General features: G+C 71.7%; 14 protein-coding genes. 3 read left to right on the top strand and 11 right to left on the bottom strand.

Translation table 11 applies throughout. From position 1 onward, the window contains the following. Positions 1 to 13 precede the first annotated feature (13 nt). The 6 genes from O7622_RS04990 to O7622_RS04965 form a co-directional block, all read right to left on the bottom strand. Positions 14 to 439, bottom strand: coding sequence for a DUF4247 domain-containing protein (locus O7622_RS04990; RefSeq protein WP_282312061.1), 426 nt, complete (start codon positions 437 to 439; stop codon positions 14 to 16). Continuing rightward, on the bottom strand, positions 436 to 930 hold the full coding sequence (locus O7622_RS04985; RefSeq protein WP_282312060.1) for a DUF2617 family protein: 495 nt from the start codon (positions 928 to 930) through the stop codon (positions 436 to 438). The genes O7622_RS04990 and O7622_RS04985 overlap by 4 nt, the downstream gene beginning before the upstream one ends. A gap of 1 nt (position 931) precedes the next feature. Further along, positions 932 to 1,570, bottom strand: a complete 639-nt coding sequence (locus tag O7622_RS04980; RefSeq protein WP_282312059.1) for a DUF4178 domain-containing protein — start codon at positions 1,568 to 1,570, stop codon at positions 932 to 934. Positions 1,571 to 1,651: 81 nt separating this feature from the next. Further along, a complete protein-coding gene (locus O7622_RS04975) occupies positions 1,652 to 2,032 on the bottom strand; it encodes a hypothetical protein (RefSeq protein ID WP_282312058.1) in 381 nt (126 codons plus the stop codon). 211 nt (positions 2,033 to 2,243) lie between these two features. Beyond that, complete coding sequence (gene clpB / locus O7622_RS04970) at positions 2,244 to 4,835, bottom strand: ATP-dependent chaperone ClpB (RefSeq protein WP_282312057.1); 2,592 nt, start codon at positions 4,833 to 4,835, stop codon at positions 2,244 to 2,246. Between the two features lie 259 nt (positions 4,836 to 5,094). Continuing rightward, positions 5,095 to 5,394 (bottom strand): DivIVA domain-containing protein, encoded by a 300-nt coding sequence (locus O7622_RS04965; protein WP_282314044.1) that lies wholly within the window; start codon positions 5,392 to 5,394, stop codon positions 5,095 to 5,097. A 171-nt stretch (positions 5,395 to 5,565) separates the two neighbouring features. Between O7622_RS04965 and O7622_RS04960 the strand changes: the two genes are divergently transcribed. From O7622_RS04960 to O7622_RS04950, 3 genes are all read left to right on the top strand, one after another. Further along, positions 5,566 to 6,066 (top strand): cation:proton antiporter regulatory subunit, encoded by a 501-nt coding sequence (locus tag O7622_RS04960; protein WP_282312056.1) that lies wholly within the window; start codon positions 5,566 to 5,568, stop codon positions 6,064 to 6,066. Positions 6,067 to 6,071: 5 nt separating this feature from the next. Next, positions 6,072 to 7,289, top strand: a complete 1,218-nt coding sequence (locus O7622_RS04955; RefSeq protein ID WP_282312055.1) for a cation:proton antiporter — start codon at positions 6,072 to 6,074, stop codon at positions 7,287 to 7,289. 166 nt (positions 7,290 to 7,455) lie between these two features. Continuing rightward, complete coding sequence (locus O7622_RS04950; RefSeq protein WP_013473407.1) at positions 7,456 to 7,884, top strand: hypothetical protein; 429 nt, start codon at positions 7,456 to 7,458, stop codon at positions 7,882 to 7,884. 187 nt (positions 7,885 to 8,071) lie between these two features. On the opposite strand, the gene O7622_RS04945 is transcribed toward O7622_RS04950, so the two are convergent. The 5 genes from O7622_RS04945 to dnaK form a co-directional block, all read right to left on the bottom strand. Beyond that, on the bottom strand, positions 8,072 to 8,278 hold the full coding sequence (locus O7622_RS04945) for a hypothetical protein (RefSeq protein ID WP_282312054.1): 207 nt from the start codon (positions 8,276 to 8,278) through the stop codon (positions 8,072 to 8,074). A 178-nt stretch (positions 8,279 to 8,456) separates the two neighbouring features. Beyond that, positions 8,457 to 8,894 carry a MerR family transcriptional regulator gene (locus tag O7622_RS04940; RefSeq protein ID WP_282312053.1) on the bottom strand — a complete coding sequence of 146 codons (438 nt, stop codon included), beginning with the start codon at positions 8,892 to 8,894 and terminating at the stop codon, positions 8,457 to 8,459. Between the two features lie 24 nt (positions 8,895 to 8,918). Next, a complete protein-coding gene (gene dnaJ / locus O7622_RS04935) occupies positions 8,919 to 10,106 on the bottom strand; it encodes a molecular chaperone DnaJ (protein WP_282312052.1) in 1,188 nt (395 codons plus the stop codon). 79 nt (positions 10,107 to 10,185) lie between these two features. Then, positions 10,186 to 10,923 carry a nucleotide exchange factor GrpE gene (gene grpE, locus O7622_RS04930; RefSeq protein ID WP_282312051.1) on the bottom strand — a complete coding sequence of 246 codons (738 nt, stop codon included), beginning with the start codon at positions 10,921 to 10,923 and terminating at the stop codon, positions 10,186 to 10,188. Between the two features lie 48 nt (positions 10,924 to 10,971). Then, positions 10,972 to 12,834, bottom strand: a complete 1,863-nt coding sequence (gene dnaK, locus O7622_RS04925; RefSeq protein ID WP_013473404.1) for a molecular chaperone DnaK — start codon at positions 12,832 to 12,834, stop codon at positions 10,972 to 10,974. Positions 12,835 to 12,880 lie beyond the last annotated feature (46 nt).

Genomic DNA, 12,880 nt, shown 5'->3' with positions numbered 1-12,880 from the left:
GGGGTCGGAGGGGCTACTTGCCGGAACCGGGACCGCCGCCCCGGACCGTGCTGCCTCGGCCCCAGCCCCAGCTGTTGCCGACGACGCTGTGGTACCGGGGGTAGGCGGTGGTCATCTTCTCCAGCAGGATCACCGAGCCGACGGCGAGCGGGAGGATCACCACCGAGTCGTCGTCGTAGCGCAGGTACACACCGCTGCCGTCGACGTACTGGTCGGCCGGCTTCCAGGCGTCGGTGATCTGCTTGGACACCTCGCTCGGCGCCTTGTTCGAGGTGTACGCGATCGCGTTCGAGCCGATGTCCCGCCCGGAGGCGCGGGAGAAGGTGTCCTCCACGTAGCCCCGGGGCGAGAAGTTGCCGTAGAAGATCGTGAAGGCGGCGATGAGCGCGCCGACGACGGCGACCGCCACGCCCACCACGAACCACCGTCGGTACGTCACAGCTCCTCCACCACGGTCTCGGTCAGGACCAGCTCGTTGGTCTGGGGGTAGGCGTGCCAGGTGCGCCAGGCGAGCGCGCCGTCCGGCGGGCCGGGCCGCACCGAGAGCGCGGTGACCGCGTCCTCGTCGCCGGGGAAGACCCCGATCAGCGCGTACGGGTCCTCGGCCAGCTCGGCGCGCAGCGCCGCGACCCGGGTACGCAGGCCGTCGCCCTCCGGCCGGAGCACGGTGGCGAGGAACCGGTAGCCGGCCGTCTCGTCGTGCAGCGCGCCCGGCAGGTGCGGCGGGCGGCCGGGCAGGCAGGCGACCGTCTCGGTGAGCGTGCCGAGCACGACCTGGTGGGAGGCGCCCAGCAGGCGCAGCCGCAGCCGGGGCAGGCCGGGCAGGTCGATGTCGCGTACGGCCAGCGCCGGCAGCTCCAGGCCGCCCAGGGCCAGGCTCAGATCGGCGGCGCTGGTGTCGACGTAGGGCGCGTCCAGGCAGACGAGCACGTCAGCGCACCGTGTCCGGGCCGCCCTGCGGGTAGATCATCACCTCTGCGCGGCGCAGCTCCTCGCCGAGGTTGACCTCCCAGCCGGCCTCCCCGTACGCCTCGAACGACAGCCGTGCGCCGCCGGGCGCCTGGTAGTCGTGATAGCGCATGGTGCCGTTCGGGTCGAGGCCGGTGCCCTCGGTGGCGGTGTACCGGGCCTGGCCCGACTCGTCCCAGTTGTAGCGGCGGCCGGCGATTTCCAGCGTCGGGGCGCCGGGCGTCACGGGGGCCCCCGGCTCGCTGGTCCAGAGCACCATCTCCAGGTCCGGGTCGGTCTCGACGGAGAGCCAGCGCTTCACCCCGCCCGCGTCGTCGAGCAGGTGCTCCGCCCAGCTCCAGCCGCCCTCGACCAGGTGCACCGAGCCGCGCACGGTGTACGGCACCGCGCGGATCTCGACGATGTCGCCGGGCTTGAGGGCGCGCGGGTCACCACGCAGCGCGTCCGCGTCCCGGTCCCGGAACGGGTCAGCCGGCGCCGCCTTCGTCTTCGGGCGGGACGCGGACTGGGACTTCCGCCACGCGATCACCGCGATCACCACGCCGGCCACCCCGACCAGACATCCCAGCGTGGCCAGCACCCACGCCAACGAACCGTTCACGACCGCCTCCCCCAACGTGTTCGGCGGGAACGGTAACAACCGCACGCACGCCTGCTGAAGTCCCGTTCGCTGAGTGTGCGCTCAGCTACCGTCGGCGGCGGCGAGCCGGTCGGCGGCGTAATCGCCCAGCGTGGCGCGGCTCATGAGGCAGCCGGAGAACGTGGTGAACTCGCCGTCGTCGCCGCGCAGCCGGGCCCAGGCGTCCCGCCCGGCGGCCGGGTCGACCGCCTCCAGCAGCGTCGCCGCGTACGCCCGGCCGGCCGGCGAACCCTTGCGGAGCAACCTGTCGATCCGCTTGCGGGCCGCCTCCGGGTGCTCCCGCAGCCCTTGTTCCAAGGTCCGGTACGCCTCGGTCGCGGGCAGGATCTGCCCCGCCAGCCCCACCCCGCCGAAGGCAAGGGTGTCCGCGCCGTCGAGTTCCCGCGCGGCCGCGTCCAGTTCCCGTTCCCAGCTCCCGCCCATGCCCCACTATGTGCCCACCCCACCACCCCCTCACCCCTCCCGGCAGGTAAGGAAGGGCCCCCTCTTAACGCCTCCGGTAGAGGAAGGGCCCCTTGTTAACACCCACGGCGGGCAGCGCCCACGGCACCAGCACCACCGGCACGCGAGTCGGTACGGCCGGGAGCGACGAAGGCCCGGCCGGGAGGGCCGGGCCTTCGCGGGGTGGTGCGGGTCAGGCGGCGGTCACCGCCAGGGACTCCTTGGAGTCGGACAGGTCGACACGGACCGTGTCGCCGTCGCGGATCTCGCCGGCCAGCAGCGCCTTCGCGAGCTGGTCGCCGATCGCCGACTGCACCAGCCGGCGCAGCGGCCGGGCGCCGTAGATCGGGTCGTACCCGTGCTCGGCCAGCCAGGTGCGTGCGGCGTCGCTGATGTCCAGTGCCAACCGGCGGTCCGCAAGACGGGTTCGCATCCGGTCGAGCTGGATGTCCACGATCGACCGCAGGTCCTCGCCCTGGAGCGCGGCGAACACCACGATGTCGTCGAGCCGGTTGAGGAACTCCGGCTTGAAGTGCGACCGGACCACCGCGAGCACACCCTCCCGGCGCTCGTTCTCGGTGAGCGTCAGGTCGCTGATCACCGACGAACCCAGGTTCGAGGTGAGGATCAGGATCGCGTTCCGGAAGTCCACGGTACGACCCTGCCCGTCGGTGAGGCGGCCGTCGTCGAGCACCTGGAGCAGCACGTCGAAGACGTCCGGGTGCGCCTTCTCCACCTCGTCCAGCAGGATCACCGAGTACGGCCGGCGGCGCACCGCCTCGGTGAGCTGGCCGCCCTCCTCGTAGCCGACGTAGCCGGGCGGGGCACCGACCAGGCGGGCCACCGAGTGCTTCTCGCCGTACTCGCTCATGTCGATGCGGACCATCGCCCGCTCGTCGTCGAAGAGGAACTCGGCGAGCGCCTTGGCCAGCTCGGTCTTGCCGACTCCGGTCGGGCCGAGGAACAGGAAGCTGCCGGTCGGGCGGTCCGGGTCGGCGACGCCGGCCCGGGCGCGGCGTACCGCGTCGGAGACCGCGCCCACCGCCTCGGCCTGGCCGACCACGCGGGCGCGCAGCGACTCCTCCATCCGGAGCAGCTTGGCCGTCTCGCCCTCCAGCAGCCGACCGGCGGGGATGCCGGTCCAGGAGGCGACCACTGCGGCGATGTCGTCCGCGCCGACCTCCTCCTTGAGCATCGCGCCGTCGGCCTGGAGCCGGGCCAGCTCCTCCTCGGCCTGCTTCAGCTCGGTCCGCAGCGCGGGGATCCGGCCGTACCGCAGCTCGGCGGCGCGTTCCAGCTCGCCGTCACGCTCGGCCCGCTCGGCCTCGCCACCGAGGCGCTCCAGCTCCTCCTTGGCGGTGGAGAGCTTGGTGATGTGGCTCTTCTCGGTCTGCCAGCGCTCGGAGAGCGCGGTGAGCTGCTCGCGCTTGTCGGCCAGCTCCTTGCGCAGCCGCTCCAGGCGCTCGGCGGAAGCGGCGTCCGGCTCCTTCGCCAGCGCCATCTCCTCGATCTCCAGCCGGCGTACCGCCCGCTCGATCTCGTCCACCTCGACCGGGCGCGAGTCGATCTCCATGCGCAGCCGGGACGCCGACTCGTCCACCAGGTCGATCGCCTTGTCCGGCAGGAACCGGTCGGTGATGTACCGGTCGGAGAGCGAGGCGGCGGCCACGAGTGCGGCGTCGGTGATCCGTACGCCGTGGTGCACCTCGTAGCGCTCCTTGAGCCCGCGCAGGATGCCGATGGTGTCCTCGATGGTCGGCTCGCCGACCAGCACCGGCTGGAAGCGGCGCTCCAGGGCCGGGTCCTTCTCGATGTGCTCGCGGTACTCGTCGAGCGTGGTCGCGCCGACCATCCGCAGCTCGCCGCGCGCCAGCATCGGCTTGAGCATGTTGCCGGCGTCCATCGAGCCCTCGCCCTTGCCGGCGCCGACCACGGTGTGCAGCTCGTCGAGGAACGTGATGACCTGGCCGTCGGAGTTCTTGATCTCCTCCAGCACGGACTTCAGCCGCTCCTCGAACTGACCGCGGTAGGACGCGCCGGCGACCATCGCGCCGAGGTCGAGCGAGACCAGCTTCTTGTCCCGCAGCGACTCCGGCACGTCACCGGCCACGATCCGCTGGGCCAGGCCCTCCACGATCGCGGTCTTGCCGACGCCCGGCTCGCCGATCAGCACCGGGTTGTTCTTCGTACGCCGGGACAGCACCTGGATCACGCGGCGGATCTCCGAGTCCCGGCCGATCACCGGGTCGATCTTGCCGTCGCGGGCGCTGGCGGTGAGGTCGACGCCGTACTTGGCCAGGGCCTGGTAGGTCTGCTCCGGGTCGGCGGTGGTCACCCGGCGGTCGCCGCCCCGGACGGTGGGGAACGCGGCGACCAGGTTCTCCTCGGTGGCGCCGGAGTTCTTCAGCGCGACCGAGACCGCGCCGCCGACCCGGGCCAGCCCGGCCAGCAGGTGCTCGGTGGAGGTGTACTCGTCGCCCAGCGGCCTCGCGATCTGCTCGGCGGCGCCGATGGCGTTGACGAACTCGCGCGCCAGCGTCGGCTCGGCGATGCTCGACCCGCGGGCGGCGGGCAGGGCGTCGACCGAGCGCTGGGCGACGCGGCGCAGCTCGGCGGGGTCGGCCCCGACGGCGCGCAGCAGGCCCGCGGCGGTCGAGCCCTCGGTGTCCAGCAGTGACAGCAGCAGGTGCCAGGGCTCCACGATGGCGTGACCGCGCTGGTTCGCCAGCGCGACGGCACCGGTGATGGCTTCGCGGCTCTTGGTGGTGAGACGTTCCGTGTTCATGGGCTCCCCCGGATCGGCGTGTCCACTGGACATGACACAACCAGAGTTGAGTCTATTCCGCTCAAGTCCACCCTTGTGACCTGAGTCACCCTTCGCCGCCTCCGACCGGAGGGATCTTGGTACGTGACGGCCCCCGGAGGGGCACTTTCGTACCAAGATCGCGGGCGCGATTCAGCGACGCGGCCGGCCGTGCGACTGAGCATCTTCGCCCGGGCCAGGTCCGCCGCGCGCACCGGCAGATGGATCACGTACCGCCCGGTCACGGCCGCCCGGCCAGGTCGCGCACCGAGGGGGCCTGACGGGAGTGCCACTCGCGCAACGCGCCCTTGATCCGCGCCGACTCGTCCCGGCTACGTGCGATTTCGGCGTACGCGGCGGCGAGGTTCCCGGCGGCGCGGTCGAGGAACGCGGCGACCTCGGCAGGGTTCAGCCCTCGCCGGCATGTCGTGAAGCTGTGGCCCCGCACCTGCCCGGGCCGGAGCGGACGGTACGACGCGGAGCGGTAGGGGCCGCCCGGCGCGGAGTCGGGCGGGCGCGCGTTCCGCCGCTTCGGACGTATTCGCAGGAGGTTGCGCACGACACTGTCCCTTCTCGCCGAGGTCTGGTCGAGGGGCACCAGGGCAAGGGCACCTACGTCACCGCTCGTGACGACGCCCCCCTGATCACGCAACACCGGGCGACCTATCCACCCCGGGCGCGGTGCGTGCGTCGCAGCGGTAGCCTCACCCGCGTGCGAGTACGTGTCGAACAGACCGCCCTGCCCGGGATCGGCGTCCGTCATGATCTGATGACGGAGTCCGGCCGCCGGCTCGGTGTGGTCTCCCACCGCAATGGCCGCCGCGACCTGGTCCTATACGACCCGGACGATCCCGACTCCTGCCAACATGACATACCCCTGACCGACGACGAGGCGGAGGCACTCGCCGACATCCTCGGCGCGTCGCTGATGCTGGGTCAGCTCTCCGGGCTGCGCGAGCAGGCCGCCGGGCTGCTGACCGAGCAGATCGCCATGCCGGCGGGGTCGAAGTACGTCGGCAGGCGGCTCGCGGACACCAAGGCGCGCACCCGGACCAGCGCGTCGATCGTGGCCGTGCTGCGTCAGGGCGCCGTGAACGTCTCGCCCGATCCCACCTTCCGGTTCGAAGCCGGCGACGTGATCGTCGTGGTCGGTACCCGTCAGGGGCTCGACGGCGTGACCGCGATCCTCGCCGAGACCGATCCGGACGGCTGACGCGTATGCACGAAACCACAATTCTGCTCATCGAGGTCGGTGCGCTGCTGCTCCTGCTCGGCCTGCTCGGCCGGCTGAGCCGCCGCTTCGGCGTCTCGCCCATTCCCCTGTACCTGCTCGCCGGCCTGGCGTTCGGGCACGGTGGGCTGCTGCCGCTCAACGCCAGCGAGGAGTTCTTCGCGGTCGGCGCCGAGATCGGCGTGATCCTGCTGCTGGTCATGCTCGGCCTGGAGTACAGCGCGAACGAGCTGGTGGGCAACCTCCGGTCCGCCGCGCCGGCCGGCGTGATCGACGCGGTGTTCAACGCGCTGCCCGGCTTCGCCTTCGCGCTCCTGCTCGGCTGGGGCTGGGTGGCGGCGGTGGTGCTCGCGGGCGTCACATGGGTGTCGTCGTCCGGCGTGATCGCCAAGGTACTCGGTGACCTGGGCCGGGTCGGTAACCGGGAGACCCCGGTGATCCTGTCCGTCCTGGTGATCGAGGACCTGGCGATGGCCCTCTATCTGCCGCTGGTCACCGCGCTGCTCGCCGGGGTCGGCCTGATGAAGGGCGGCATCGCGCTCGCCGTCGCGGTGTTCACCGTCGTCGTGGTGCTGGCCGTGGCGATCCGGTACGGCCACCTGATCTCCGCCGCGCTCTCCGCCAAGGATCCGGAGGCGCTCCTACTCGGGGTGCTCGGCCTGACCCTGCTGGTCGCCGGTGTCGCGGCCAAGCTCCAGGTGTCGGCGGCGGTCGGCGCGTTCCTGGTGGGCATCGCGCTGTCCGGGCCGGTGGCGCACCACGCCACCGAACTGCTCTCCCCGCTGCGCGACCTGTTCGCCGCGGTCTTCTTCGTGTTCTTCGGGCTGGTCACCAACCCGCTGGACATGCCGCCGGTGCTGCTGCCCGCGCTGCTGCTCGCAGTGGTGACCATGGCGACGAAGGTGGCCACCGGCTACCTGGCCGCCCGCCGGGTCGGGATCGCCGAGCCCGGACGCTGGCGGGCCGGTCTGGCGCTTACCCCGCGCGGCGAGTTCTCCATCGTCATCGCCGGGCTGGCCGTCGCGGCCGTCTACCCGGTGGAGCCGAAGCTCGCCGCGCTCGCCACCGCGTACGTGTTGATCACGGTGGTGACCGGGCCGCTGCTGGCCCGGCTGCCCGACACCCGGTGGTTCAAGCAGTGGCTGCGCATCCGCGCCGCCGCCGCACGGCCGCCGGCGCCGCTGCCCCTGGGCTCCGGCGACTGACCCGGAGCCGGGCCGGATCAGCCGCAGGGCAGATCCGGCCCGGCGTTGTCAAATTGATCCCGGGAAGGTCTACCACTGCTCCGTCCAACCGCGTTAACGTTTCGCCCCAGCAGCCAGGGTCCGCGGGTGGTCTGCGCCCCCGCCAGCGCAAGCGGAAGGTCGGCCGGTGAGCGTGCAGGAAGAGACGTTCCGCGGCTTCGCCAACCCGGTCGATCCCTCGCCCGCCGAGCTTCGGGCATGGGCTTATCAACCGGATTCGGTGCCGCTGACCTCGATGCCGCCCGACTGGGATCTGCTGGTCGCCGGTGACCATCTGGTGCAGACGCTGTTCGATCTGGCCATGGACCAGGGCTGCCCGGCCCGGCGGTTCACGCTGCACTGCCTCTACATCTACGCCGCCGACGGCATCCGGACGAACTTCCGCGCCCACCCCAAGCGCCGGTTCCGCAAGCTGGTCGAGCAGGCCGAGAAGTCCGGCGACGACCTGATGCGCAACTGGGCACACAACAGCCGGGTGCTGCTCGCCCGGCCGGATCTCTTCGTCTACCGGGACTGGTGCGAGGGCGGCCTGGTCCGGGAGAACCGCCGCCTCTGACGACTCGTCGCCCCGGATCCGAACGGGCCGGGATCCCCGCCCGGAGCAACCCTGCATCCCGGCCCGCCTCCCGAAACACGAACGGGCCAGGATCCCCGCCCGGAACAACCCAGCATCCCGGCCCGCCTCCCCGAACACGAACGGGCCAGGATCCCCCGTGGATCCCGGCCCGCACGTCGGTGGATCGTCAGGTCGATCCGCCCTGCTCGCGGCGCCGCTCGTCGTCCCGCGCCCGGTCCACGCCGTGGTCCGTCTGGTCGGCGAAGCGCCCTTCCTCGACCTTGTCGTTGAAGCGTCCCTCGGTGACCCGGTCGAACCGCTCGCGCACGTTCTCGGCCACCTTCTCCAGCCGTTCCTCCGCGCGCTCGGCCACCGTCTTCGCCGGTTCCGTCATGACTCCCCCCGCCAGCCCGGAATCCGCTTTGGGGCTTTTGCCCCTGCGACAAAGCCTAGTCGACCCCGCCCTGCCGTACCCCGGCTTTCCCCCGACCCGGGCGGCGAACCGCCCCGGGGAACGACGAAGGCCGGCGCGGCCCCGGGGGAGCGGGGCGCGCCGGCCTTCAGGTGCGGAATCAGCGGTCGGGAGCGCGGCGCGGACGCCAGACGACAAGAGCGGTGGACGTGCGGTTGGTGGGCACGAGGTCGCCGCGGGGGAAACCGCCGAGCGACTCCAGCTCGGCGATCCGCCGGTACGCGGCGTCCAGTTCCGCCTCCAGCCGGGCCACCCGCTGCTGCGCCTCTTCGAGCAGCCGCTCCAACCCGATGATCCGCTTGACCCCGGCCAGGTTGATCCCGTCGTCCTGGCTGAGCCGCTGCACCTCGCGGAGCAGCACCACGTCCCGGACGCTGTACCGGCGACCGCCGCCGGACGCCCGGCCGGCCTGCACCAGGCCCAGCCGGTCGTACTGGCGCAGCGTCTGGGGATGCATCCCCGCCATCCGCGCGGCCACCGAGATCATCAAGACCTTGGCCTCGTAGGCCGGGTCACCCGAGCCGACGTACTCCGACATGCCCGCTCACCTCCGCTGCCGCCGTCAACTGAATCGACGTACCCGCGCGTCGAGATGTTCCCGCGCGGCGGGCGGAGTCTGCGCCGCGAAGGTCTCCAGCGCCGCCCGCGCCTCGTCCGAGACCTTCGCCGGAACCACCACGTCGAGCGTGACCAGCAGGTCACCGGCGCGGCCGTCCTTGCGTACGACGCCCTTGCCGCGGGCGCGCAGCACCCGCCCGCTGGGCGTACCCGGTGGCACCCGCAGGGTCACCGTCCCGTCCAGGGTCGGTACGCGCAGGTCCGTGCCGAGAACCGCCTCGGCGTACGTGATCGGGACGTTCAGGGTCAGGTCGTCCCCGGTGCGCCCGAACAGCTCGTCCGGGCGGACCTTCACCTGCACGAACAGGTCGCCCGCCGGACCGCCCCGCTCGCCGGGCTCACCTCGGCCGGCCAGGCGGATCCGCTGCCCGTCGGCCACCCCGGCGGGGAAGCGGACGTGCAGCGTGCGAGTCTTGGTGACCCCGCCGGTGCCGTGGCACTCCGGGCACTTCTCCTCGACGACCGTGCCGACACCCTGGCAGTTGCGGCACGGCTCGGAGAAGCTGAACGAACCCTGGTTGCGGGTGGTCACCCCGGCACCGTGGCAGACCGGGCAGGCCACCGGCTGGGTGCCGGGCTTCGCGCCGTTGCCGTGGCAGGTGTCGCAGACCCCGGGAGCGCGCAGCGTCAGCGGCAGCGTGACGCCACGTACCGCGTCTTCGAAGTCGAGCGCCACCTCGGTCTCGACGTCCCGGCCGCGGGCCGGCCCGCGCGGACGTGCCGCACCGCCGCCGCCCGCACCACCGGAGAAGATCGAGCTGAACAGGTCGGTGAAGCCGCCGCCGCTGACCCGGCTGTCCCCACCGCCGGCACCGCCGCCGAACAGGTCGGAGACGTCGAACGGCATGCCGCCCGGCTGACCCGCGCCGCGGGCGTTGCGCCGGAAGTCGCCGGAGCCGAACAGCGAGCGCATCTCGTCGTACTCGCGGCGCTTCTTCTCGTCACCGAGCACCGCGTACGCCTCGGAGACGGTCTTGAACCGCTCCTCGGCACCGGTGTCGCCGGGGTTGTGGTCCGGGTGCGACTCCCGGGCCAACTTGCGGTACGCCTTCTTGATCTCGTCCGAGGAGGCGGACTTGTCCACGCCCAACGCGGCGTAGTAGTCCTTCTCGATCCAGTCCTTGGAACTCACCGGTCCACCCCCTTCCACGGGTCGGACCCCGGTCGCCCCGCCCGCCCGGTGCGGGCGGGCGGGACGTCACGGGTCGGCACTACTCCGGGTCCGCGACCGCGACCATGGCGGGCCGCAGCAGCCGCTCGCCGAGCTGGTAACCACGGCGCATGACCTGGACGCAGGTCGGCTCCGTCACGTCGGCGGAGGTCTGGTGCGCCACCGCCTCGTGCCGGGTCGGGTCGAACGGGTCACCGGTCTCGCCGAACGCGGTCAGGCCGAACTTCGCGAGCGCACCGGTGAGCTGCTCGGCCACGCTGCCGAAGGGGCCCACCAGGTCGCCGTGCTCACGGGCCCGGTCCAGGTCGTCGAGGATCGGCAGCAGTGCGGTGAGCACCGCCCCGGTGGCCTGCTCCTGCACCAGGTTGCGGTCCCGGTCGACCCGCTTGCGGTAGTTGGCGTACTCCGCTGTCACCCGCTGGAGGTCGCGGGTGCGCTCCTCCAGGTCGGTGCGGAGCGACTCCAGCTCGGCGCCGAGCGGCGCGTCCGTGCCGGTCCCGCCGTTCGGCTCGGCGGGCGAGTCGACCACGGTCGGACCGCTGACCTCGGCCTCGCCGCCGATCTCGTCGACCACGACCTCGGCCTCCTCGACCAGCCCTTCGGCGGGCGCGTCGGCGGCAGCGTCGGCCGCCGAGGCGTCGTTCGCCGGCTGCTCGGTCACCTTGCCGAGCTTGCGCTTGTCGCGGATGACGACCCGGGGTTCGTCGCCGGTGTCCTGGCCGGCGCCCGGCGCCGACCCGGTGGCACCCGGGTCGGCCGCTCGTGGCTTGTCCGTCATGCGGTTACCTCATCCCTCTGCCGTGCGAATCGTGTCCGGGACCGGATGTCACTTCTTGTCCTCGTCCACGATCTCCGCGTCGACCACGTCGTCGTCGCCACCGGCCTTCGGGCCACCGGCCGCGCCCGCGCCGGCACCCGGCCCGGCCGCACCCGGTGCGGTCTGCTCGCCCTCCTGCTGCTGGGCGTAGAGCAGCGAGCCCGCCTGCTGGGAGACCTGCGCCAGCTTCTCGTGCGCAGACTTGATCTTCTCGATGTCCTGCCCGCCGAGGGCACTGCGCAGCTCGCCGAGCGCCTCGTTGAGCTGGTCACGGTTCTCGCCGGGCAGCTTGTCGCCGCTCTCGGCGAGGAACTTCTCGGTCTGCCACTGGAGCGCCTCGGCCACGTTGCGGGTCTCGGCCTCCTCGCGGCGGCGCTTGTCCTCGTCGGCGTGCTCCTCGGCGTCCCGGCGCATCCGCTCGATGTCGTCCTTCGGCAGCGAGGAGCCGCCGGTGATCGTCATCTTCTGCTCCTTGCCGGTGCCCAGGTCCTTCGCGTGCACGTTCACGATGCCGTTGGCGTCGATGTCGAACGTGACCTCGATCTGCGGCACGCCGCGCGGGGCCGGCGGGAGACCGGTCAGCTCGAAGGTGCCGAGCTTCTTGTTGTAGGCGGCGATGTCCCGCTCGCCCTGGAACACCTGGATCAGCACCGACGGCTGGTTGTCGTCGGCGGTGGTGAACACCTCGGAGCGCTTCGTCGGGATGGTGGTGTTGCGCTCGATGAGCTTGGTGAAGATGCCGCCCTTGGTCTCGATGCCCAGGCTCAGCGGGGTCACGTCGAGCAGCAGGACGTCCTTGACCTCGCCCTTGAGCACACCGGCCTGGAGGGCGGCGCCGACGGCGACGACCTCGTCCGGGTTGACGCCCTTGTTCGGGTCACGGCCGGTGAGCTGCTTGACCAGGTCGGTCACGGCCGGCATCCGGGTCGAGCCGCCGACCAGGATGACGTGGTCGACGTCGGAGATCTTGATGCCTGCGTCCTTGACGGCCTGCTCGAACGGGCCCTTGCAGCGGTCCAGCAGGTCCTGCGTCATGCGCTGGAACTCGGCGCGGCTGAGCGTCACGTCCAGGTGCAGCGGGCCGGCCGAACCGGCGGTGATGTACGGCAGGTTGATGTTGCTGGTGGTGGCGGCGGACAGCTCGATCTTGGCCTTCTCGGCGGCCTCCTTGAGCCGCTGCATGGCCATCTTGTCCTGCGAGAGGTCGATGCCGTGCTCGCCGCGGAACGTCTTCACCAGGTGGTCGATGATGCGCTGGTCCCAGTCGTCACCACCGAGCTGGTTGTCACCGCTGGTGGACTTGACCTCCACCACGCCCTCGGCCAGCTCCAGCAGGGACACGTCGAAGGTGCCGCCACCGAGGTCGAAGACCAGGACGGTCTGCTCCTTGGAGCCCTTGTCCAGGCCGTACGCCAGGGCCGCCGCGGTCGGCTCGTTCACGATCCGCAGCACGTTGAAGCCGGCGATCTCACCGGCCTCCTTGGTGGCCTGGCGCTGCCCGTCGTTGAAGTAGGCCGGGACGGTGATCACCGCGTCGGTGATCTGCTCGCCCAGGTACGCCTCGGCGTCCCGCTTGAGCTTCATCAGCGTGCGCGCCGAGATCTCCTGCGGGGTGTACTTCTTGCCGTCGATGTCGACGGTCCAGTTGGTGCCGATCTCACGCTTGACCGACCGGATGGTCCGGTCGGGGTTGGTCACCGCCTGGCGCTTGGCGACCTCACCGACGAGCACCTCGCCGTTGCGGGCGAACGCGACGATCGAGGGAGTCGTACGCGAGCCCTCGGCGTTGGCGATGACGGTGGGCTCACCGCCCTCGAGAACGCTGACGCAGGAGTTCGTCGTGCCGAGGTCGATGCCGACCGCACGTGCCATGTTCGCTTCCTCGCTTCATAACGGGTGAGCAGGTCAGACGGCCTGC

Origin of the sequence: Micromonospora sp. WMMD1076 (genome assembly GCF_029581475.1) — a bacterium.
Taxonomy (GTDB): Bacteria; Actinomycetota; Actinomycetes; order Mycobacteriales; family Micromonosporaceae; genus Micromonospora; species Micromonospora aurantiaca.
Note: the sequence above shows the minus strand (reverse complement) of the source record. Positions and strands in the feature narration are given on the sequence as shown.